18 protein-coding genes are annotated in these 23947 nt (G+C 42.3%); 12 read left to right on the forward strand and 6 right to left on the reverse strand.

All coding sequences use genetic code 11. The features are described from left to right. Window positions 1–34: 34 nt before the first annotated feature. The 11 genes from B6N13_RS13475 to B6N13_RS13525 all read left to right on the forward strand — a co-directional run bounded on the left by B6N13_RS13475 (window position 35) and on the right by B6N13_RS13525 (window position 15950). A complete protein-coding gene (locus B6N13_RS13475) occupies window positions 35–1507 on the forward strand; it encodes an aminoacyl-histidine dipeptidase (protein WP_169459618.1) in 1473 nt (490 codons plus the stop codon). 623 nt (window positions 1508–2130) lie between these two features. After that, window positions 2131–3303 (forward strand): SIR2 family protein, encoded by a 1173-nt coding sequence (locus B6N13_RS13480; RefSeq protein ID WP_169459619.1) that lies wholly within the window; start codon window positions 2131–2133, stop codon window positions 3301–3303. A gap of 2 nt (window positions 3304–3305) precedes the next feature. Then, window positions 3306–5147 carry an ATP-binding protein gene (locus B6N13_RS13485; RefSeq protein WP_169459620.1) on the forward strand — a complete coding sequence of 614 codons (1842 nt, stop codon included), beginning with the start codon at window positions 3306–3308 and terminating at the stop codon, window positions 5145–5147. Window positions 5148–5305: 158 nt separating this feature from the next. Beyond that, window positions 5306–6163, forward strand: coding sequence for a 2Fe-2S iron-sulfur cluster binding domain-containing protein (locus tag B6N13_RS13490; protein WP_169459621.1), 858 nt, complete (start codon window positions 5306–5308; stop codon window positions 6161–6163). Window positions 6164–6213: 50 nt separating this feature from the next. Beyond that, window positions 6214–7491 carry an exonuclease subunit SbcD gene (gene sbcD, locus B6N13_RS13495; RefSeq protein ID WP_169459622.1) on the forward strand — a complete coding sequence of 426 codons (1278 nt, stop codon included), beginning with the start codon at window positions 6214–6216 and terminating at the stop codon, window positions 7489–7491. Next, the gene (locus B6N13_RS13500; RefSeq protein WP_169459623.1) at window positions 7488–11231 is read left to right on the forward strand and encodes an AAA family ATPase; all 3744 of its coding nucleotides are present in this window, start codon (window positions 7488–7490) and stop codon (window positions 11229–11231) included. Before sbcD ends, B6N13_RS13500 begins: the two co-directional genes overlap by 4 nt. 307 nt (window positions 11232–11538) lie before the next feature. Beyond that, the gene (minC, locus tag B6N13_RS13505; RefSeq protein ID WP_012070055.1) at window positions 11539–12264 is read left to right on the forward strand and encodes a septum site-determining protein MinC; all 726 of its coding nucleotides are present in this window, start codon (window positions 11539–11541) and stop codon (window positions 12262–12264) included. 61 nt (window positions 12265–12325) lie between these two features. Next, complete coding sequence (gene minD, locus B6N13_RS13510; RefSeq protein WP_048814317.1) at window positions 12326–13135, forward strand: septum site-determining protein MinD; 810 nt, start codon at window positions 12326–12328, stop codon at window positions 13133–13135. 1 nt (window position 13136) lies between these two features. Next, complete coding sequence (gene minE, locus B6N13_RS13515; RefSeq protein WP_012070053.1) at window positions 13137–13394, forward strand: cell division topological specificity factor MinE; 258 nt, start codon at window positions 13137–13139, stop codon at window positions 13392–13394. Between the two features lie 177 nt (window positions 13395–13571). Further along, window positions 13572–14753 carry a cytochrome c peroxidase gene (locus B6N13_RS13520; RefSeq protein WP_169459624.1) on the forward strand — a complete coding sequence of 394 codons (1182 nt, stop codon included), beginning with the start codon at window positions 13572–13574 and terminating at the stop codon, window positions 14751–14753. A gap of 144 nt (window positions 14754–14897) precedes the next feature. Continuing rightward, window positions 14898–15950, forward strand: coding sequence for an aldo/keto reductase (locus B6N13_RS13525; protein WP_169459625.1), 1053 nt, complete (start codon window positions 14898–14900; stop codon window positions 15948–15950). Window positions 15951–16095: 145 nt separating this feature from the next. Here the strand turns inward: B6N13_RS13525 and fusA are convergent, their stop codons facing one another. From fusA to B6N13_RS13550, 5 genes are all read right to left on the reverse strand, one after another. After that, complete coding sequence (fusA, locus tag B6N13_RS13530; protein ID WP_012070050.1) at window positions 16096–18186, reverse strand: elongation factor G; 2091 nt, start codon at window positions 18184–18186, stop codon at window positions 16096–16098. Window positions 18187–18370: 184 nt separating this feature from the next. Further along, window positions 18371–19540, reverse strand: coding sequence for a cation:proton antiporter (locus tag B6N13_RS13535; protein ID WP_169459626.1), 1170 nt, complete (start codon window positions 19538–19540; stop codon window positions 18371–18373). 50 nt (window positions 19541–19590) lie between these two features. Next, window positions 19591–20259, reverse strand: coding sequence for a TIGR04211 family SH3 domain-containing protein (locus B6N13_RS13540; protein WP_012070048.1), 669 nt, complete (start codon window positions 20257–20259; stop codon window positions 19591–19593). A 123-nt stretch (window positions 20260–20382) separates the two neighbouring features. Beyond that, the gene (locus B6N13_RS13545; RefSeq protein ID WP_169459627.1) at window positions 20383–20859 is read right to left on the reverse strand and encodes a DUF934 domain-containing protein; all 477 of its coding nucleotides are present in this window, start codon (window positions 20857–20859) and stop codon (window positions 20383–20385) included. Then, window positions 20843–22504: a nitrite/sulfite reductase gene (locus B6N13_RS13550; RefSeq protein WP_169459628.1), complete on the reverse strand. Its 1662-nt coding sequence runs from the start codon at window positions 22502–22504 to the stop codon at window positions 20843–20845. Before B6N13_RS13550 ends, B6N13_RS13545 begins: the two co-directional genes overlap by 17 nt. Before the next feature lie 250 nt (window positions 22505–22754). Here B6N13_RS13550 and nfuA point away from each other — a divergent pair, with 250 nt between their 5' ends. Beyond that, window positions 22755–23336, forward strand: coding sequence for a Fe-S biogenesis protein NfuA (nfuA, locus tag B6N13_RS13555; protein ID WP_012070045.1), 582 nt, complete (start codon window positions 22755–22757; stop codon window positions 23334–23336). A gap of 93 nt (window positions 23337–23429) precedes the next feature. On the opposite strand, the gene B6N13_RS13560 is transcribed toward nfuA, so the two are convergent. Further along, window positions 23430–23947, reverse strand: a 518-nt coding sequence (locus B6N13_RS13560) for a group II intron maturase-specific domain-containing protein (protein WP_282434081.1), incomplete at its 5' end; no start/stop codon positions are given.

Consider the following 23947-nt stretch of genomic DNA (forward strand, 5'->3'; position numbering starts at 1 on the left):
GCAACATGCCATTAAAAAAATACAAGAGACCAAAATGAACGAAGTACTCACGACGTTACAACCAACCGCAATTTGGCGTCATTTCCAAACATTATGTAATACACCGCGTCCGTCATATCACGAAGCAGCATTAAGAGAGCATCTAATTCAATGGGCGACGGATTTAGGCCATGAAACCTATGTTGACCCAGTGGGAAACCTGCTAATACGCAAAGCCGCCAGCAAAGGCATGGAAGACAGCGAAACCGTTGTCTTACAAGGCCATTTGGACATGGTGGCACAGAAGAATGCTGATATTGACCACGACTTCACCAGAGACCCGATTATCACGCAAGTGATCGATGGCTGGGTTCAAGCCACCGGAACAACGCTTGGTGCTGACAATGGCATTGGTGTGGCTGCTGCGATGGCGGTGTTGGAATCGACTGATTTAGCTCACGGGCCAATTGAAGCCTTGTTCACCATCGAAGAAGAAACCAGCTTACGTGGTGCATTGCAGCTTGAAGAGGGCATTCTAAAAGGTAAAATCCTACTAAATTTGGATTCGGAAGACCGTGGTGATGTGTACATCGGCTGTGCTGGTGGTATGGACATCAATGTGGCAAAACAATACCCCATCGTGGCAGCTGGCAGTGATAAAAAAGCCTTCAAAATAACTGTGTCGGGCTTACGTGGCGGACATTCAGGTTTGGATATTCACAAAGGCCGCGCCAGTGCGAACGTGCTTATTGTGCGCTTGTTAAACCTTCTTAAAGAGCGCTGTGACTTTGGTTTAAGCTCGTTTACTGGTGGAACACTGCGCAACGCTATTTCTCGAGACGCCGTAGCGACGATTAATATAAGTGACAAAGACCAAGCCAAGTTATTTGCTTTTATCGAAGAGTTCGAAAAAGCCACTAAGGCCGAATTTATCACCACGGAAGCGAATTTGATGGTGACGTTAGAAACGGCTGAATTGGATACTGAACTGGTAGCAAACGACAAAGATGCCTTATTAAACGCCATGTTCTGTGCACCACACGGCGTTCATCGCATGAGTGCAGACTTGGAAGGTGTGACAGAAACCTCCTGTAACTTTGGCGTGATCAATCTACGCAATACGACTGACGGCAAGAAAGTCTTTGATGCCTGTTTGCTGGTACGTTCCCTTGTCGACTCCGCCGTGGAACATCTTGCTTACGTGGCAAAATCTGCCTTCTCATTAATTCAAGCTTACGTGAAACTCGAAAATGGCTACCCAGGCTGGCGCCCAGATCCAAATGCTGGCTTGCTAAAGCATTTCTTAACGGTTCATACCGACGTCATGGGTCACGAAGCCAATGTGAAAGTGATTCATGCTGGCCTTGAATGCGGAATCATCGGCGCGAAATACCCAGGCATGGAAATGGTGTCATTCGGCCCAAATATCCGCGGTGCCCATTCACCTACTGAACGCATGGAGATAGACTCCGTTGGGGATTTTTGGCGACTACTTGTCGCGCTATTGGAATCCGTTCCAAAGGCTTAATTTCCGTAGTTTTCCTCTCATTAGCATTGAGCTGCAAGGTTATTCCGCCCCGCTGGGCGGGTAACTTTTTGCAAGCGCCCAAAAAGTAACCAAAAATTCGCTTTAAGATCTTTAATGCCTGATTTCTTTCATAGGCGCATAATTGTTACCTACGCTCCTTGTATTGAAAGGCATAGATTGCTCTTGTTGGTAGAGATCCTCTTTCTGTTAATGACTATGAAACTCCATAAAGTCGCGCAATCAGGATTGCGTCGAACTGACTTCATTAGGAGATGCCTTTTTTCGTAGGGCCTGATGAGTGCCACTATTCTTAATTTTAAAAAAAGCGCTGTTTAAAGCGAAGCTTTCACTTGTAAGTCGTGGCTTTAGCCCGACAGCCAACCTCTAACATTTTCCAAGTATGGCTACCTGTATTAACTTACTATCTATTTTTCTAAAATCTAAATCATTACGTGTTTAGTTTCTTCAAATAAAACCATTGTGCCGGTTTTGTAGTGGCGGCGTGCCAGAAAGTCTCCTAGTATCAAGCAACGAAAAATTTAAAGTGTTGGAAAAAAGGTTGTAAATTAATTGAACAACGCTTTGCCTACAGAATAATCATAATTCTATAAGAAGGGATGAAAATGAATGAGTTGATAGATGAGGAGTTGTTCTCTCAAATTGAAGAGCATTTGAAATGTAGTGAGCAAAGTTGGTTACTAGGTGCAGGGATTAGCTTCGACGCTAAACTACCGCTCATGTACCCTTTAACAAACAAAGTTAAGAAAGATGTAGAAAGTAGTCACAAACAACTATTTGACGAAATTATCACTCCCTTATTTGAAGAGTTGCCTGAGAGCTGTCATGTAGAGCATGTTCTAAGTCATCTTGGTGATTATGCTGCTTTGGCTGACAGAAATAAGGATAAGAGAACTAAAATTAATGGTAGTGAAGTTGAGTTAGCCTGCCTTGAAGAAGTTCATAATATAATCTTAGAATCCATATCAAATGTGATTCGGTGTGGCTATTTAGAAGACAAAGACGGCAACACAATTGAAGAAGGTACTTTGTCTAAGCCAATAGTTGATATCACTGCTCATTTAGACTTTGTAGATACACTTTTTAACCATGCATCTGCTGGTGTTTTCGAGCGAAGAAAAGCCGTTAATATTTTTACAACCAATTACGACACCCTTTTAGAGGATGCCTTAGCTTTAAATAAAGTCCCATATTGGGACGGTTTTTCGGGAGGAGCTGTAGCTCATCGTATCCAGAGATATGGAGAGCCCGCACCACTATTTGGGCAGCGTGCGAACTTAATTAAGATGCATGGTTCGATAGATTGGTTTCTCTGTGACAAGGGGTATGTGTGGAGAGTGAGAGACAATGATCTATACCCAAAAGTAGATCGTCGAGTTCTAATTTATCCCCAAGCCACAAAGTACATTGCAACTCAGCAAGATCCTTTTTCAACTCAATTTGACTTATTCAGGAAATCACTCAATTCTACAAATAGTAATGTTCTCGCGGTATGTGGTTATAGTTTTGGCGATGATCACATTAATAATGAAGTTGAGTTTGCTTTATCTAAAGAAGATAACAAAACCGTATTGCTGGCTTTTTTAGAGTGTAAGGATGAAATACCGACTTGTTTAGAAAGGTGGCGTAGTTCAAATTTTGGCTCAAGAGTTATTATTGCTTCGATACATGGTTTATATGTCGGAAAGCAAGGGCCATTCAAAAGAACTAAAGACGATGATTATTGGTGGACATTTAAAGGTGTGACATCAGTACTAAAGAATGGATGCGAGGTTTAGTTATGTTTGCACCAGCTGATGAGCTAAAAATTGGGCAAGTTGTTGAGGTTTCAGGGACTAGTATTAAAGTTGAGATTTCTGACAAAATTTCAGAGCTCTCTAGAACGTTTAATGGTCGAGTTTATCCTATAGGCCAAATAGGCAGTATGGTTAAAATTCATTATGGGCGAAAAATAATTTTTGGTTTAGTAACAATGCTCCGAATGCGTTCTGAGGAGTTGATAGAATCAGGAATCCCTGTGAGCGCTGATTCGGATCAGCGAGTGATGGAAGTCCAGTTGCTTGCAGAAGGTAGCTGGAATAATTCTAGTTCTAAACTAGCTTTTAAGCGCGGTATTAAAACCTATCCACTTCCTCAACAAGGTGTATTCCTATTAACCAATGAAGAAATTTCTTTTGTCTACCGTTCTGCTGAAGGATCAAGAGATGAAACTGTAGATCCATTAGTGCCTTTTGCTGTTTACAGTGCATCTGAATCAACCCCTTGCAGAGCTAACATAAACAAAATGTTTGGAATGCATTGTGCTGTGCTTGGATCAACCGGATCAGGAAAATCTGGAACCGTAGCTGCTATTATTCATAGTGTTCTTTCCCATAAAAATAAAGAAAAAGAATTATCACCTCAGATTGTGGTAATCGACCCACATGGTGAATATGGTTCAGCTTTTAAGGCTAGGGCTGTTCGATATCGTGCTTACGATATTGTCGCTGGGGAAGATAATCAGGAAGAAATACAGCTACCTTACTGGTTGATGTCGAGTGATGAATTTACTAACTTGATCATTGGTAAGACTGAAGAAAGTGCTACGAGTCAAAATAACGTAGTTCAAAAAGCACTTGCTCATGCAAGGATGGTTGCTGCCGGAATTGTAAAACCTTGTCCAAGGCTATTTGATACAGATGCTTTAAGTCATCTAGAAAACTCAGATGATGCAGATTTTTTTGAGGGTAAAGATAACTCCGATATTCTGGAATTCGATCGAGACAAGCCAAGGCCATTTTGCTTGGATGAATTTGAGTGCCATATTAGATTTATTCAAGGCGGCCGATTTAAAAAGGGGACAAAAAATCTTGAAACACTACCTGCTACTGAATTGGCTAAATCTCGCATCCCATCAGTCTTAGATAAATTGAGAGTTCTCAGGAGAGATACTCGTCTTTCTTTCATGATGAAATCTTGGCAAGGTATTGATGAAGACATCAAATTGCATCAAGTGCTGAATCAATTTGTTGGTGCGCCTAAGCTGGAAGGCAAAGATATTAGAATAGTCGATATTTCTGGGCTGCCAAATGAAGTAGCGGGCCCTCTTACTGCGTTGATCGCTAGATTACTGTTTCAGTATAAAGTGTTTCAGACACAGGAAGAAAAAGAGAAAGACCCTATTTTACTGGTTTGTGAAGAAGCGCATAGGTATGTTCCAGATCACGGAGAAGCCCAGTATGCAGCAGCTCAAGGAGCAATAAGACGTATAGCAAGAGAAGGAAGAAAGTACGGAATAGGTCTAATGCTCGTTAGTCAGAGGCCTGCCGATGTTGATAGTACTGTAATATCTCAGTGTGGTACGTGGGTCGTATTAAGACTTACAAACTCAGCTGATCAGCAGCATGTCGCACGCTTTCTACCTGATGGATTATCTGGAATGGTGGGTGCGTTACCAATATTATCTCAACAGGAAGCAATATTTGTTGGTGAGGGTGCAGCACTGCCTTCTAGAATTAGAATTAGAGATTTAACAGAAGATCAACTACCGAAATCAAGTACGATTCCGTTTGCTAAAGGATGGGCTTGTGAGCGTTTAGATCTAGATAAATTAGAGGAAATCTCTAATAGGATGTGTAATTAACGTGTTCGTTACTACCCAATAAACTCATTTTTGTATACTTAACCCAAGGCAATGTTTCCAGCAAACATTGCCTTTTCTTTTTTAAAAATGCGTTTAAAGAAAGGGCGAGGGTGAGGCGTTAGAATATGCCATAATAGCCAAATCGAAGATGAGGTTAGATGATGGATTCACAGGCGCTGACGATAGAATTGGATGATGAGCAGTTTGAGGCGGTTTTGGGTGACAATTTGTTGTCATCGTTACTTTCTAAGGGTGCGGATGTTCGTTATGGTTGTCGCGCTGGGGCTTGTGGTGCGTGTCGTCTTTATGATGCGAGTAATTGTGAGTCGATTCTTTCCTGCCAAACGACGGTTTCTTCGGCTATGTCGTTAACTCGGCAAATGCCGGCTGAGTCTTCCTCTTTTACCGTTTTAAGCAGTACTTCCCTTGATGAGGTTTCTATTGAGTTGACTCTTTTAGGGCCAAGTGACGAATCCTTCGGTGATCGCGTTTTTGTGTCTTTTCCCTTTGAAAAATTATCTGATGAGCAAGCTCATTTTTATGAATGCATGGCATTGAATCCTGCCGGAGCGTCTTTAAAAGTCGTGTTGCATAAAGCGCAGTTATGCGACAAGGATTGGCTGCGTGCCTTAGCGCTTTCGTCTGATAATAAGGTGGATGTTCAATTATCAACGGGCGTTAGAAAAGGGCGCTTGTTGTTCGAAATGGACATTACCGATGCGCCTGTGGTGGTTATTTGCTCTCCTGAAAATGCGATTTTTGAATTTTACTGGCGTGAAGCTTTGTTGGATTACACACCAATGTTTCTTGGGCATTTTGCTTTGTATGCAAATAATGATCTGACGCTTAGTTTGGCGGATGATGCGCTTATGGGTTTTCTTCAAGAGGCGTTGGCGAATTCTGGCAGCACATCTCTACAACTTATTTATCATGGTCAAAATGTGTCTGCGAAGGATTGGAGTTTATTGCTGCGTCCTTTGCGGATTCATCCGAATCAGCTGCATTTTGTTCGGTAACTTGGCCTATTTATTTTTATGCATGTTTTTATATTCAACGGATTCTATAAATGAAAATTCTACACACCTCTGACTGGCATCTTGGTCAGCATTTTATGGGGAAATCTCGCCGCGATGAGCACAAAGCTTTCATTGACTGGCTATTGGCGCTGGTGGATAAAGAGTTTATCGATGCGGTGATCATTGCTGGCGATGTGTTCGATACTGGTTCGCCACCAAGTTATGCGCGGGAAATGTATCACCAATTAGTTTTGGACATGAAGGCGCGTCAATGTCAGTTGGTGATTGTCGCGGGTAATCATGATTCCGTTAGTATGCTAAATGAATCCAAGAGCTTGCTGACGTATCTGGATACGCAAGTGTCTAGTCAGGCGAACCTTGAGGATATCGAATCTCATGTTATTCCGCTTAAAGACAAAAAGGGCGAGGTTGCTGCTTGGGTGTGTGCTGTGCCGTATTTACGCCCAAAAGATGTAATGCAAAGTGTTGCTGGGCAGTCTGAGCAAGATAAGAAGCTTAGTTTATTGCAGATGATTGGTGATTTTTATCAGCGAGTTTATGAAGCAGCTTGTGAGAAAAACAAAGCACTGAAAACACCTGTGCCGATTATTGGTACCGGGCATTTGACCGCAGTGGGCGGACAAGTGAGCGAGTCGGTGCGTGATCTTTATGTGGGTACTTTGGAAGCTTTGCCTACGTCGGTGTTTCCGGCGTTTGATTACCTTGCTCTTGGGCATATTCACCGAGCTCAGCCGATTAGTAAAAGTGGTCGGTTCCGTTACAGTGGTTCGCCGATTCCACTGAGCTTTGATGAGCTGGGTCGTGATAAGACTTTGGTTATGTTCGATACCGATTTATTAGGTGAAGACACTTTTGTTGAAGACTTGTTTGCTGAGCCGACCGATCCTGTTCAATTAGTGACGATTCCTAATTTTCAGCCAATGGCGAGTTTGAAGGGCAACTTGAAGGAGGTCATTAAGCAGATTTCTGCGTTAGAGTTGGCGGAAGATAAAACGCTTTGGTTGGAAGTGACGGTCATTGCCGACGAGTATCTGAGCGATGTGCATAAGCGTTTGTTAGAAGTCATTGACGGTAAGCCAATTGAGTTACTGAGGGTTATGCGTCGCAGCGCGGTAGAGAAAAAGAACGAAGGTTTCGAGGCACGTAAAACATTGTCGGAATTAACTGTTGGTGATGTGTTTCAGCAGAGTCTTAAATCGAATTTAGAGCTGGATGAAGAAGAAAGCAAAATGTTGACTGAGTTGTTTCAAACTTGCCTAGTGGAATTGGAAGAGCATCAACAAGAAGGCGAGGAGAAGCAATCATGAAAATTTGCAAACTGCGCCTGAAGAATTTGAATTCCCTTAAAGGCGAATGGGAAATTGATTTTACCAAAGCGCCTTTTGATGACGCGGGTGTATTTGCCATTGTTGGGCCAACAGGCGCGGGTAAGTCGACGTTATTGGATGCGATCTGTTTGGCTTTGTACCATGAAACACCGCGTTTGAAAGTCTCACCGAGTCAGAATGATGTGATGACACGTCATACGTCTGAGTGTTTGGCGGAAGTGGAGTTTGAAATAAAAGGAAAAGGCTATCGCGCGTTTTGGGGGCAAAGACGCGCCCGAGGTCAAAGTGACGGCAAGCTACAGCCAATGACGTGCGAGTTATGCGAGCGTGATGGCACCATAATTACCACTAAGATAAACGAGAAGATCGATAAAATTGCTGAAATTACGGGGCTGGACTTTTCTCGTTTTACCAAGTCTATGCTGCTCGCTCAAGGCGGTTTTTCGGCCTTCTTGAATGCTTCTGCTAATGACAGAGCTGAGTTGCTAGAAGAGCTAACAGGCACGGAGATTTACGGTGATGTGTCTAAGTGGGTGTTTGATAAGCATAAGCAAGAAAAGCAATCTATTGCGGCGCTAGAAAGCTTCAATGAGCAGACTCAATTACTAACTAACGAGGCTTTTGCTGAATTAAAGCAAACCGAATCGAGTTTTGAAGCCAAAGAGAAAGCCAATGCACAGTCATTAAAGACGCATCGAACCGTACTTGAATGGCGCCGTACTGAGCAGAAATTGCATGAGCAAGTGGTTATCTATCAACAACAAGTCGATGAAGCGAATCAGGCGCTTGCTGATTTTGCACCTCAACAGCGGCAACTTGAACAGGCGCTGACTGCGCAAGTTTTACAGCCTGATTATGAAAAACAGCAAGGCTTAAAATCTCGTTTGGATCAGAATCAAGCTGATATTGCGCAATATACTGAAACGCAACAAGCACAGCTTAAACAAAGTCAAATTCTCACTGAGTCGGTTGAACAGGCAAAAGCGAACTTAGTCAATGCTCGTACTGAATTAGATGCGTTGAACAATAAGATTAATGATGAAATTCAGCCCATCTTGTCTCGCCAAGAAAGCATGAAGGCGCAACATCAAGACGTTGTGGCTCGATTAAAACAAGCCTCAGAAAAAGTTGAAAGTCAGCAGTCACAGTTAAAAACTGTAACAGATAAACAAACTGATATTGATAAAGCTTGCGAAGATAGCAAAGCTATTTTAAGTCGCTGGACGTCACCGGAGAAAATCGAAAATCAGTTGTCTAGTTGGCAACATCAAGCTCAAAGCATTGCCGCGAATACCCAAGCCGTTGCCGAGTTAGAAAGCAATATTGCCTCTACTACAAAATCCTATGATGTCGCTCGTTCGTCTTATGCGTCGAATCAAGCTAAGTTAGAGCAAGACCAAGCAGGTATGCTTGATCGCCAACAAGCGTTACAGAACACCCTTGATACTTTTATGCAGTTATCATCGCAACGCGATTATGCTGATTGGCAGAAAAGCTATCATCAGATTGAACGTGCTCAGTATAATGCTCAGTCCCTTTGGAAGCAGTTTCATCAATATCAAGAACAGCAATCGCAACTTGCAGAGCTAGACGCTATTCTGAATGCAATGACAAATGGTATTCAGCAACAGCAAAGCCAGTTGGAGCAACAAAGACAAGCTTACAAAGACAAATTCCGTCATCAAAAATCGGTTGAAAAACTGGCTGAGGCCGAACGTCATATTGTCGCGCTTACACAGCTGCGTAATGAACTTGGTGAGCAAGATGCTTGTCCGTTATGTGGCTCTGCGGAACATGATCTTGCTAATGCCTTATACCAAGCGGATTCTGGCAGTCAGGAAGAGTTTTCTCGCTTAGGCAAAGAGTTAGATAGCCTTAAGGGGCAAGGAATGCAGTTGGCGGCTGATTTGGAATCCATGCAGCGAGAATTAACCTCTGGACAAACTCGACGTCAGCAATTAACTGAAAGTCTGATTACGGCAGAAAATGAGCTGAAAGAATGGCTAGCATCACTTAATCACTATGTGAACAGCCAAGATGCCAGTTTTAATCTGTTTGATAAAGGGCAAGTGTCGAGTTTAGTGCAGCGTGTTAATCAAGACTGGAATGTTTTGCAAGAAATCGCTCCTAAGTTAGAAGCGCTTCAGCAATCTCGTCTGGTATTAGAAGCAGAATTGCAGAACCTGAATGTTCGACATCAAACAATGCAACAGCAAGTGACGAAAGATGAGTCGCAGTGCCAGTTGCTGTGGCAAGCGTTAGAAACGCATCAACAAAATTTAATAAGCAAGAAAGGCGAGCAAGAACAAATCATCGGGCATTTGCGCAATGAAATGCAACAAGCGGGGGTTCCTGAAAGTTACTTTGACTTGTCTTTGACAGAAGCATTGGTGCAGTTGCAGGACGCGATGACTCAATGGCGTGACAGCAAAACGGGTTACGATGCTCTGTTGCAACAGCGTGAGCAGCTTTCTTACGAATGCCAAGGTCTTCAAGCTGCGTTAAAAGAGAGTCAGCAATTGCAGGCTGAAACTCGTGACAAGGTCGTTGAATTTGATACGAGCTTAAAAGTCATTGCTGAACAGTTACATGAACTTTTAGGTGGCAAGAGTATTGGTGAACTTCGTCAAGAAATGCAATCTCAGAATGATCATGCTCATCAAATGTTAGATAAGGTCGAATCTGAGCGGCAGCAAGTTGCTCAGGCGTTGGCGTCTAGTAATGCTACGTTGGAAGCTCTTAATAAAACTCAACTCTCATTAGCGTCAGAATATGAGGCAGCGTTGTCCCATTGGCAAAAACGTTTAGCTGAGACGGGTTTTGAAAGTGAGGTGGTTTGGTTGCAAGCAAGTTTATCCACCGAGGAAGTTAGCCAACGTCAAGAGGTGCAGAAGAAGTTACAAGAAGCGGTTTCTCGATTACATACATTATTAAATCAATCTGAGGAATCCTTGCTTAAGCATACCGAAAGCAAGTTCAAGCTTGCTGTTTTTGGCGGTGCTGCTTTTGACGGCTCAGTCTTTGAAAAGTCTTCTCTTGAAGAGCTGGAAGAAAAATATGCAGAGCTTGATTTAGAGCGCCAAGCTCTGCATCGTCAATGGGGAGTGATAACACAACAGATTCAAGAAGAAGTTCAGCGAAGGGATCAGGTTGCCAAATCTAAAGAGGCTCTAGAGGCTCGTCGAGGCTCGTTTGTGCATCTGGAGCGCTTGAATCATTTGATTGGTTCAGCTGATGGGGCGAAGTTCCGCCGTTTTGCGCAAAGTCTCACATTGGATCATTTGGTGTACTTGGCCAATCAACACTTGGATATTTTGCATCGGCGTTATCAATTAATGCGTAACGAAGATGCTTTGTCATTGCTTGTTGTGGATACCTGGCAGGCGAATGCATCGCGTGATACGAAAACGCTGTCTGGTGGCGAGTCTTTCTTGGTGAGTCTAGCGCTTGCCTTGGCTTTGTCTGATTTGGTGTCTCATAAGACCAGTATCGATTCGTTATTCTTAGATGAAGGTTTCGGCACTTTGGATAGCGAGACGTTAGAGTCGGCCCTTGATGCTTTGGATAACTTGCATTCATCTGGTAAAACCATCGGTATTATTAGTCATATCAATGCTCTGAAAGAACGTATTCCGGTGCAAATTAAGTTAACAAAACAAAGTGGTTTGGGGGTGAGTCGTCTTTCTGCTGGATTTGCTGTGCATTCAACAGAAGAGTGAGATGTGAATCGGTATATTTACTGACTGTTATTGGTGCAAAAGTTTTCCCCAGATTTGTGGGAACAACTATGTAAGTAAGTTGTAAAATATTAATTAAATCAAATGCTTAATCTTACGTTCATTATTGCTCATTTTGCGTTATTCTTAGCACTACAAGAGAGCGGTATGGGCATTTATGTAAGTGTAAAGACATTGTAGTGGTGGCTTTCTTTAATCATTCAGCTTGATAGAATAGATTTTTAACGCTGATGATGAAAGTTCTGTGCGGCTTTTCAGTATTTAAGCTATTTAAAAAAGGACAGTTTGCATGACAGACTCAGGCTTCCGACTTAAAGGAAGTGTCGTTACAACGGTTTTATTAGAAATTCAAACCTTTTCATTAGATGACATTGTATTTCATTTAAAAGAGAAGATTGATCAGGTCCCGCATTTTTTTAATCAAGCGCCGATCATTATTGATATTTCGAAAATGAAGCGTGGTATCAGGTTAGAAGAATTCGAGGTGCTGATTCAATCGGTTAGCGCTCTTGGGCTTGGTGTAATTGGTTGGCGTTGCGATCCCGAGGCATTACCTGTTTGGAATGCTTCGGTAACTATTCCTCTATTGCCGGCAAGTAAAGCAAGACCAATTAATATCTCTCCTGCTGTGAAGGAAGAAACTAGCCCAGATGTGGTGGTGAAGACCGTGGTTGAAGAACGCTTAGTACCACAAGCTACCAAGGTGATTACTAAACCAATTCGTTCTGGTCAGCAAGTTTATGCAGAAGGCGACTTAATTATCCTTAATCAGGTTAGTGCTGGTGCTGAAGTGCTTGCTGATGGAAATATTCACGTTTACGGGGCATTACGTGGTCGTGCATTGGCTGGTGTAAAAGGTGATGCAGACGCGCGAATTTTTTGTAAAAGCATGGAGGCAGAACTGGTTTCCATTGCCGGTAATTTTATGTTGAGCGATGCGCTGCAAAATATCGTTTGGAAAGACAGCGCTCAAGTGTTATTAGTTGACGATAGCTTAGAAATCGTACCGCTTTAAGATTTATTATTCATTTAATTAGTTAGGTAGACTCAGTGTGAGTTTATCGGGGGATACAACATTGGCAAAGATTATAGTAGTCACCTCGGGCAAGGGTGGTGTCGGCAAGACAACATCCAGTGCTGCTATTGGGACTGGTATTGCGTTAAAAGGTCATAAAACGGTAATTATAGATTTCGATGTGGGTTTACGTAATCTAGACTTGATTATGGGTTGTGAGCGTCGAGTAGTTTATGACTTCGTGAATGTCATAAACAAAGAAGCGACTTTATCTCAGGCTTTAATCAAAGATAAACGTACAAAGGATTTGTTTATTTTGCCAGCGTCGCAAACCCGCGACAAAGATGCATTAACTATTGAAGGGGTTCAGGGGGTTCTTGAGGAGCTTGCTAAGGACTTTGAATACATTATCTGCGATTCGCCTGCAGGTATTGAGAAGGGCGCTCAGATGGCGCTATATTTTGCTGATGCAGCCATCGTTGTTACTAATCCTGAAGTGTCTTCTGTGCGTGACTCGGATCGTATTTTGGGTATTCTGCAAAGTAAGTCTAAACGTGCAGAAGATGGTAAAGAGCCAATCGAAGAACATCTTCTTCTAACACGGTACCACCCTGGCCGTGTTGCGTTAGGTGAAATGCTAAGTGTCTCTGATGTTGAGGATATTTTAGCAATTCCATTACTGGGTGTTATTCCTGAGTCAGAGGCTGTTTTGAAAGCTTCAAACCAAGGGACACCAGTTATTTTAGACACAGATTCTGAAGCCGGTCTTGCCTATATGGACGCTGTTGACCGATTGATGGGCGAGGAGCGTCCTTTGCGCTTCTTAGAGGTCCAGAAAAAAGGTTTTATCAAACGTTTGTTAGGAGGTTAGAGTGGGAATTTTTGACTATTTTAAAAGCAAAAGCGCGCCTAGCTCCGCTTCTGTTGCCAAGGATCGATTGCAGATTATTGTTGCTCATGAGCGTAGTAAACGCCATCAGCCAGATTATTTGCCACAGATGCAGCAAGAAATCATTGATGTGATTCGTAAGTATGTAAACATCGGCAATGAGGATGTGCAGATACAATTAGACAATACCGATGATTGTTCAATATTAGAGTTAAATGTGACCTTGCCAGAGCAGAATTAGTGCTTCGGTAAGTGGTCGGTAATAAATAAGAGAGCGCTCAATGAGACAATTGATATATGTCTTGTTTTGCGCTTTTTTTTGTGACGAATTATTGTTCGATTGTCGTCATTGTTTCACTCAGGTTTGCATGGGTGTATGATGCGAATCATTCTTTTTTGATTGTTAGAGTAGAATAATATGTTGCGTCTTTCTTTAGGTGTGATGGCTGTTTCTTTGTTTCTAGCTGCTTGCAGTGAGCCTAAGCAAGTTGTTTCGCAAGTTAAGCCGACTAGTTCCTCTCCTGAGCTTCCTGTTGCAATGACAGATCCTAAAGCGATGTTGGGCGCGCAGCTATTTTTTGATACGAATTTATCTAAAGAGCGTAACCAGTCTTGTGGGACCTGTCATGATATCGCAAACGGATTTGTAGACAAAAGACAAGATGCGTTGTTTGGTGCGGTTTCGTTGGGGAGTGATAGATTGTCCATGGGGAGCCGCAATACACCGACTGCCGCCTATGCTGCATTTGCTCCGGCTTTTCATCGTATGTCTAATGGTGAATATCGTGGCGGTCAGTTTCTAGATGGTCGTGCCTCTGGTTTAGCGCAACAAGCAGAAGGACCATTCTTAAATCCTTTAGAAATGGCCTTGCCAGACAGTGCAGCGGTTGTTAATAGGGTGAAAGAAAATGAGCGCTATCAAGGCTTGTTTGATTCTATTTATGGGCAGGATATTTTAAATGACTCGATAAAGGGGTATGCCGCAATTACAAATGCAATTGCGACGTTTGAAAAAACGGCTATGTTTATGCCTTTTGACTCTAGATATGATCGAGCTTTACGTGGCGAGATAAAATTGACGCCTCAAGAGGAACTTGGAAAAACCTTATTTTTCTCTCAGCAGTTTACCAACTGTAATGCTTGTCATCAGTTAAATACTTCGCCACTTAACCCTCAGGAAACTTTCAGTAATTACGAATATCGTAATATTGGTGTGCCGTCTAACCCTGACCTAATGGTACACAATGGTAATAAAAAAGATCTTGGATTATTGGATAATCCGTCCATAGATGATCCTAATCAAGCTGGTAAATTTAAAGTGCCGTCTTTGCGGAATGTGGCCGTAACAGGGCCATATATGCATAATGGTGTGTTTAAAGACCTTCGAGCCGTAGTGCTGTTTTATGATAAATATAATAATCCAAGGCGTACAATAAACCCTGAAACAGGTAAGCCTTGGGCTGAGCCTGAAGTGGCGGAAAATATTGACTTGGTGAATCTGCAAAAGGGTCCTGCCTTATCCGATCAAAGAGTAGATGCCATTGTTGCGTTTTTGAAGACATTGACGGACCAGCGCTATGAGTCATTGCTTGATAACTAGAGTTGTTGCTTATTAGATTGTTTTAGTTAGGTCCTTATTGTTTTCATTGATAAAACTAGCTACTAAGCCAAAAATTTATTACATTGACCCTTTGGTTATTTTTTGCATCTTGTATGTGTCGCTAGAATATGAAGGGTTAATATAATGAAATATGTTCCACTTGGCCGAACCGGCTTAGAAGTTTCTCGCGTATGTCTTGGTACCATGACTTGGGGTACTCAAAACAATCAAGCTGATGCTGATGTTCAAATTGAATACGCTTTAGCAAATGGTGTGAATTTCATCGACACTGCTGAAATGTATTCTGTACCGCCAACGCCTGAGTCTTATGGTAAAACAGAAACTATTATTGGTGATTGGCTTTCTCGCAATCCATCGCGTCGTGAAGAGTTTATTCTTGCTACTAAAATTGCCGGCCCAGGAATGGAGTACGTTCGTGATGGAAGCAATATTTCTGGTAAAACAGTGATTGAAGCCGTAGATGCTTCTTTAAAGCGTTTGCAGACAGATTATATTGATCTTTATCAGCTTCATTGGCCAAATCGTTCTACTCCTCATTTTGCGAAACATTTCCCTGGGGTTATTAGTTTTACCGATGTTGACCGCGATGAGCAGTCTGCTCAGATCTTAGATATCCTTCAAGGATTAGATGCTTGTATTAAAGCAGGTAAGATTCGCCACTTTGGTTTATCTGATGACACAACTTGGGGGATAAATGAGTTTATTCGTTTAAGTGATAAACATGGTTTGCCTCGAGTTGCGTCTATTCAAAATGAATTTAGCTTGTTGCACACAAAAGATTGGCCTTATTTGGTTGAAAATTGTGTGCATGAGGATGTGGCGTACTTGCCTTGGTCGCCTTTGGCTGCTGGTGCTTTAACAGGTAAATATCTTGGTGGTGCTCGTCCAGAGGGAAGTCGTTGGACCTATGCGCAGCGTAACGGTATTTTCCGAGATACACCTCTGGTTGAGAAAGCGGTTGCCGCTTACATGGAAGTGGCTAAGAAATATGGCTTTACTGCTGCTCAGCTTGCATTGGCGTGGTGTGATCAAGTTGACGGTGTTAGTTCAACTATCATTGGTGCAACGTCTCTTGAGCAGCTGAAAGAAGATATGGCTGCTTTTGATATGACACTGTCTGAAGAAGCTTTGAAGGATATCATGGTGGTCTTTAAAGAATATCCTGTTCCGTTTTAATGGGTGGATGATTGGTTTTGATATGAAATTTGAAAAGCGCTTCGGCGCTTTTTTTATGTCTTTAAAATTTTGCTGGGTAAAGGGGCAATAAAAAACCCGATGCACATTGTGCATCGGGTTTTTTTAGAGATTAGAAAACTAGAACTTAGTTCTTTTCTCTTTCTTTCTTCTCTTTAACGGCAGCGATAACAGTTTCAGCTACGTTAGAAGGACATGGCATGTAGTGAGAGAACTCCATAGAGAACTGACCACGACCTGAAGTCATTGTACGTAGAGTACTGATGTAACCAAACATCTCAGATAGAGGAACGTCTGCTTTGATGCGAACACCAGTCAAACCTTTCTCTTGGTCTTTGATCATGCCGCGACGACGGTTCAAGTCACCGATAACATCACCAACGTGGTCATCTGGAGTGAACACGTCAACTTTCATGATTGGTTCGATCAACTGTGGACCTGCTTTTGGAATTGACTGACGGAAAGCGCCTTTAGCAGCGATTTCGAAAGCAATTGCAGAAGAGTCAACTGCGTGGAATCCACCGTCGAACAATTCAACTTCGATGTCTAGAACAGGGAAGCCTGCTAGAACACCTTGGTTCATCATAGACTTGAAGCCTTTTTCTACAGCAGGGAAGAATTCTTTTGGTACGTTACCACCAACAACTGTAGATGTGAACTTGAAGCCAGAACCCACTTCACCAGGTTTGATGCGGTAGTCGATTTTACCGAACTGACCAGAACCACCAGATTGTTTCTTGTGAGTGTAAGTGTCTTCAACGCTCTTCGTGATAGTCTCACGGTAAGCTACTTGTGGCTGACCAACAATTAGATCAACGCCATAAGTACGTTTCAAAATGTCTACTTTGATGTCTAGGTGAAGTTCGCCCATGCCTTTAAGGATGGTTTCACCAGAATCAATGTCAGTTTCAACGCGGAAAGTTGGATCTTCTGCAACCATTTTACCAATTGCAATACCCATTTTTTCGTTGCCGCCTTTGTCTTTTGGCGTAACGGAGATGGAGATTACTGGCTCAGGGAAAACCATTGCTTCAAGAGTACAAGGGTGCTTAGGATCACAGATAGTATGACCAGTTTGTACGTTTTTCATACCAACGATTGCGATGATGTCACCAGCTTGTGCAGTGCTGATTTCATTACGGTCGTTTGCATGCATCTCAACCATGCGGCCAACGCGTTCAGTTTTACCTGTGAAGCTGTTAAGGATTGTATCGCCTTTGTTTAGTACGCCTGAGTAGATACGTACGAAAGTAAGAGCGCCAAAACGGTCGTCCATGATTTTAAATGCAAGAGCTTTAAGAGGCTCGTCAGCAGATACTATTGCTTTCTCGCCAGTTGGAACACCTTCCTCGTCTGTAAGATCTTGAGGATCTACTTCAGTTGGGCTTGGTAGGTAGTCAACAACAGCGTCAAGAAGAAGTTGCATGCCTTTGTTTTTAAAGGCAGAGCCGCAGTATGTTGGGAAGAAAGCAAGGTCACGAGTACCTTTACGGATACAGCGTTTTAGGTCTTCCATAGAAGGCTCTTCGCCATCCATGTAGGCCATCATTAAATCATCATCTTGCTCAACAGCAGTTTCTAATAGCTTTTCACGGTATTCTTCAACTTGGTCAACCATGTCAGCAGGAACATCTTCAATGCTGTAGTTTTCTGGTAAACCAGACTCATCCCAGATGTAAGCTTTACGAGTTAATAGATCTACAACACCTGAGAACTCATCTTCTGTACCAATAGGCAGAACCATGACTAGTGGCGTTGCACCTAGTACTTTTTTAACTTGTTCAGTTACGGTATAGAAGTTAGCGCCTAAGCGGTCCAATTTGTTTACGAAAATCAAACGTGCAACTTCAGAATCGTTCGCATAACGCCAGTTAGTTTCTGACTGTGGCTCTACACCGCCAGAACCACAGAATACACCGATACCGCCATCAAGAACTTTTAGTGAGCGATATACTTCTACTGTGAAGTCTACGTGTCCAGGTGTGTCGATAACGTTAAAGCGATGATCTTTCCAGAAACAACTTACAGCCGCAGACTGGATGGTAATACCACGTTCAGCTTCTTGTTCCATGAAGTCAGTAGTTGATTCACCTTCGTGAGTTTCACCTAACTTATGGATTCTACCAGTAAGTTTAAGAATACGTTCTGTAGTAGTAGTTTTGCCCGCGTCAACGTGAGCAAAAATACCTATGTTTCTGTATTTTGATAAGTCAGCCATTACATTACTCTAAATAAGTGAGGACGAAATTTGCGCGTTAGTATACAAGACTTTTTGCATTTGTAGTCAGGTATTTCGCGCTATTCTATTATATTTTATGTACTTAAAGAAAGAGGCAAGATAAAAGCATTTTATAAAAGTGGCAGAAGATCTTTTAATAAGGAGCAAAAACAGCGGAATTGCTCTAATCTCGTCGCAGACGATCTGATATGGCAATAGGGTTGGGGAAGTTTAAAATGACAATATAGGTTGATAGCGCAAAACTAAGAATAGCTGTGGCCTGTATGACATGGGAAGCTTCTTTACCAATTAGGCCTATGTTGGCTGCTAGATAAGCAATTAGCAGCGAAAACTCACTTATTTGCCCTAAGCGAAAGCCAACCTCCCAAGAAGTGCTTGCATCTTCTTTTATGCCTTTCAGTAGGTAGCGAAATACTACAGGTTTGATAAGCATTGAGCTAATGGCCAATATTAAGGCGGGCACGATGACGAGGCCTAGTAGATCAAGATTAAAGCTCGCACCAATACTAAAGAAAAACAAAATTAAGAAGAAATCTCTTAGTGGTTTTAGATGAGTAGCTATGTATTGAGAAATTGGGCTGGTTGCTAATGCGACGCCAGCTATGAAGGCCCCCATTTCTGCTGATAAACCTGCTATCTCAGCCAGTACGGCCATGGATAGACACCACCCAATAGAAACCAAGAAAATATACTCATGGAATCGGTCAAATCGAGTAATTAGCTTTAGCAAAATATATTTTACGAACAGGAAGGCGCAAGCGACAAGTAGCGGTAATTCAATTAGAGGTTTTATATAATGTATTGCGTCAATACTTTCGTTGCCGGAAATGCTATGCAGTACCAATAATACTGCGATTGCTATCATATCTTGTAATAGCAATAAACCGACTACAAGTTCTCCTGTATGTTTGTGATGTAAAACGGTAGTTGGAAGTAGTTTGATGCAAACAATTGTGCTGGAGAACATCATTGCAAGGCCAATGATTAAACTTTCTGTGTTGCTATAGCCGTAAAGTATGGCTACCCCATATCCTAAAGCTGCAAAAGCAGCGGAGCTAAGTAGGGCGATCCATGATGCTTTTTTGAGCATGTTTATTAAATGACTTGGCTGCATATCTAAGCCAAGTAGAAAGAGTAAGAAGATGATGCCAATATGGCTCATCTCGTCCATTAGTTTTGGTTCGTTAATAAGGGATAGTGCAGAGGGGCCAAATAAAACGCCAAGGGCAATGTAGGCGATAATCATAGGCTGTCTTGTGTATAAGGCTATGGAAGCAACGACTGCCGCTCCTGCAAATATTAAAAAGAAGGAGTGTACTATCGATGCTTCCATTAATTATCCTTTATAAAGATAAAACCTTATATAAAGCGCAGCTCTCTACATTACGACCAAGAGCCTGTGCTGCTTTTTTTGCGTTTTAACATAGGTAGGAGTATGCCAAGTAGTAAGCCACCAAAAAGGGTGGCTCCACCGATCATAAACCATTTTTGCTCAGTCGTATCTTGTAGTTTCTCTGCTTGAGCTATCGCTGTGCTTGCTTGCTGTTTGAGTGTAGCTATTTGATAACTAACATCTTCGTTTTGAGATACGATGGCTTGTGCCTTTTCTGATAGTTCAGCGGCATTTTGTAGTTGTTGTTTTAGTGATTCGTTCTCGCCCTGAAGTGCAGAGTTTACGCTATTTAGCTCTTGAATTTTTTGTTGGCTGATTTTTAGAGCATCGGCAATTTCGGTTCTGCTTTCGGTACTTTTATTTAACCGAGTCTGTAGAGTTTCCAGCTGATCTCTTGTTACCATATCTTCGCTAAGAAAATAATCCGCAACCCAGCCTTCATTGCCGCTTGGCGTACGAACTTTCGTATAGCCATCGTTTTGCTCTAAAACTACTAATGGCGTTCCACTTTTTAAGCCTCTTTCTACTGCTCTTGTGTTGTTATCTAGTCCCTCACGGATGGCAACAAATTGGATGTCGGAAATATATACTGTCGCAGAATGCGCAGTGGCAGAAAGTAGTGCGCCAATAATTAGGCTGGTAATGCGTATTTTAGACACGTCAAGTTCCTTTAACAATCAATCACTTTATGTGTTTAGTACGATAATGATGAGGCGTCCAATACGCAATAGAAAAGGCCATCGTAATGGCCTTTTCTTGTTAGTTTATTGAAAATGTTTTGTCTAGCGACGCAAGAATAGAGGTCTGGGGTCTGATACATCACCCTGATAAGCGATTGAGAATGGCTTATGTAGGTCAAGAGCTTTTTCTAAGTCCACTTCTTCGTTAAATTGGAAACTGTTAAATCCAACGCGTAAAAGGTAACCCAATTGGTCAGGGATAAAATTGCCAAGTGCTCTAATTTCACCTTGGTAATTTAATCTTTCTCTTAGAAGACGTGCATAGGAGAAGCCTCTGCCATCAGTAAATGCTGGAAAATTCACACCAATAACATCAAATTGACTCAAGTCCACGTCTTGTAAGAACTCAACGCCGTCACCAGCTTCCAGCCAAATTCCAGCTACTTTACCGATGCTTTCTTTTTCAGAAAGCCATTTTTGCGCAGCCACGATGCTGTCTGGCGTTGCTGCTTGTTCGGCATCTTGTAACCAATTGTAGTTGTTGTTGATTATTTCGCCGTTTTTAATTAGCTTTGGCATAAGCGGCCTCTTTAAATGGTGTGATGCCAACGCGGCGATAAGTGTCGATAAAACGTTCTTCTTCAGAGCGATTTTCTACATAAACATTCATCAGCTTTTGAATAACGCTGCTGATTTCTTCTTGAGCAAATGACGGACCAAGGATCTTGCCAATACTTGCATCGTGCCCTGAAGCGCCACCGATCGAAATTTGATAGAATTCTTCACCTTTCTTGTCTACACCTAGAATGCCAATATTTCCAACATGGTGGTGGCCACAAGCATTCATACAACCTGAAATATTCAAATCAATATTTCCCAAGTCATATAGGTAATCAAGGTCATTAAAAGTTTCTTGGATCTGTGCAGCAATCGGAATGGATTTCGCATTTGCTAAAGCACAGAAATCGCCGCCAGGGCAGCAGATCATATCAGTTAACAAGCCAAGTGTTGGTGTGGCAAAACCAGCTTCTTTTGCGGCTTCCCAAAGCTCTACTAATTGATCTTGACGAACATCTGCAAGTACTAGGTTTTGCTCATGGCTTACACGTAATTCACTGAAACTGAATTGATCGGCAAGATCCGCGGCTCTTTGCATTTGTTCAGCGGTTGCATCACCTGGTGCCTGACCTGCTTTTTTGAGTGTCAGTGTTACTATGCGGTAGCCTGCTTTTTTGTGTTCGAAAGTATTACGTTCAAACCAGCGTGCAAAGCCTGCGCTATCCGCAAGTTTGTTTGTTAGGCTAGCTGGGTTGTTTTCTAGTGTTTCATAGTTTGGTTCGCTAAAAAAGCCTTGAAGACGCTCGAATTCACTCATCGGAACAGTGCTTTCTTTGCCTCTTAGGTGTTGCCATTCGGCTTCTACACGACTACGGAATTCTTCGATGCCTAATGCTTTGACTAATATTTTAATGCGTGCTTTGTACTTATTGTCGCGGCGGCCCTGTTGGTTGTATACGCGAATAATGGCATCTAAATAGGTGAGTAGGTCCACGCGAGGAATGAACTCACTGATTGTAACACCAACCATTGGAGTGCGACCTAGACCGCCACCAACCATGACTTTAAAGCCAATCTCACCAGCATCATTTTTTCGGATTTGCAAACCAATGTCATGAACCTGTACGGCAGCACGATCAGCAGATTCAGTAGCGTTTACTGCAATCTTAAATTTACGAGGAAGGAATGCGAATTCAGGGTGGAAAGTAGACCACTGACGAATCAATTCACAGTATGGGCGTGGGTCAACGACTTCATCAGAGATAACGCCAGCGTATTGGTCTGTTGTTGTATTGCGTATACAGTTGCCACTGGTTTGAGTAGCGTGCATCTGTACTTCAGCAAGTTCTGCTAGAATATCAGGGACGTCTTCTATTTTTGGCCAATTTAATTGTAAATTCTGGCGGGTACTAAAGTGCCCGTATGATCGGTCATAACGGCAACTAATATCGGCTAATTTACGTAATTGAGTGCTAGAAAGCATTCCATATGGGATAGCAATGCGTAGCATTGGTGCGTAGCGCTGAACATAGAGGCCGTTTTGTAGGCGAAGTGGAAGAAATTCCTGCTCGCTTAATTCTTGATTTAGATAGCGGCGTGTTTGGTCGCGAAATTGTGCTACACGCTCTTCAACAAGCTGTTGGTCAATGGCGTCGTATTGATACATAGTGATATGAACCGTGGTTAATAAGTTTTAGTTGAAGCATGGTAGCAAATATCCTTTATTCTAAAAATGAATATTTACCTATATCTTTAGTGGTTTTCATAATAAGGCTTATTCGGAATCTCTTTGTAAGAAAAAGGTATATATAGAAAGAGGAAAAATACCCTACTTTTTTACTTGGTCTTTGGCTTTGCTCTTTATCTCCTGTAATATAACTCTCATTGATCGTTATGTAGATTTTGAAAGGGTTATTATGAATATTACAATTACCGATGGTGCCCAAGAATATCTTTCTTCTTTGCTGGAAAAACAAGGTGTAGAAGGTATTGCTGTGCGAATTTTTATCCAGCAACCGGGTACGCCTTATGCTGAAACCTGTCTTGCTTATTGTCGTCCAGATGAAGTGAATGAGACAGACGAAATCTTGAATTTGCCTAAGTTAAAAGTGTACATCGAAAAAAATTCTGTAAACTTTTTGGATGAAGCTTTTGTTGATTACGCTACTGAAAAAATGGGCGGTCAGTTAACTATTAAAGCGCCTAATGCCAAAATGCCAAAAGTAACGGCAGATAGTCCAATTGAAGATCAAATCAATTACGTACTTTATTCTGATATCAATCCAGGTTTAGCGGCTCATGGTGGCGAAGTAAGTTTGCTTGAAGTGATCGATGGTAAAGTGGCTGTATTGAAATTTGGTGGCGGCTGCCAGGGTTGTAGTGCGGTTGATCTGACTCTTAAAGAAGGTGTTGAGAAAACTTTGATGGAGAAGGTTCCGGGTCTTACCGCAGTGAAAGATTCAACGGATCATAGTGTGACAGACAACGCTTTTATGTAGGCTTATCCTGCAAAAGTATTTAATATCGAGTAGGGTGAGGCGTTGCCGCCTCATCCCTCTCACAGAACCGTACGTACGGACCTCGTATACGGCTCATGCAAACTTCCATTCAGTATAAACACTGAACACATACCCCGTTCTCACTTCTTCAAGATTCACCAAACCTTGCTCATCGAACCATTTGTTTGGCATCGCGTGGCTGGCTAATGGACTCGCTGCATTTCTCCAACTGGTCATCGAGATGTACTTAAACGGCGGCTTGTAGCCCAGTTGCTTGAGCCTTCGATGCAGCCGTTTAGGTTTCTTCCATAATTTTAGTTGAGCACTGCGAAGCCGTCTCCTTAACCATTGGGCGATTTTCTTGAATTCACCACTCGCATTGGCAATCCTGAAGTACTGTCTGAACCCTCTTAATAGCGGATTCAGCTGTTTGATCACATCACTCAACGGTTTACCGCCGTTTCGTTTCGTCATCTGCTTAAGCCGTTGTTTGAACAAGTCCAGTTTCTTGGTTTGGATTCGGGTATATCGACTTCCGATCTCCACGCCTAAAAACTTCACTCCCTCACGACTGTGCGTAAGGTGCGTCTTTTCTTCGTTCACTTTGAGCT

The organism is Marinomonas sp. UCMA 3892 (assembly GCF_012726345.1).
Lineage (GTDB): Bacteria > Pseudomonadota > Gammaproteobacteria > Pseudomonadales > Marinomonadaceae > Marinomonas.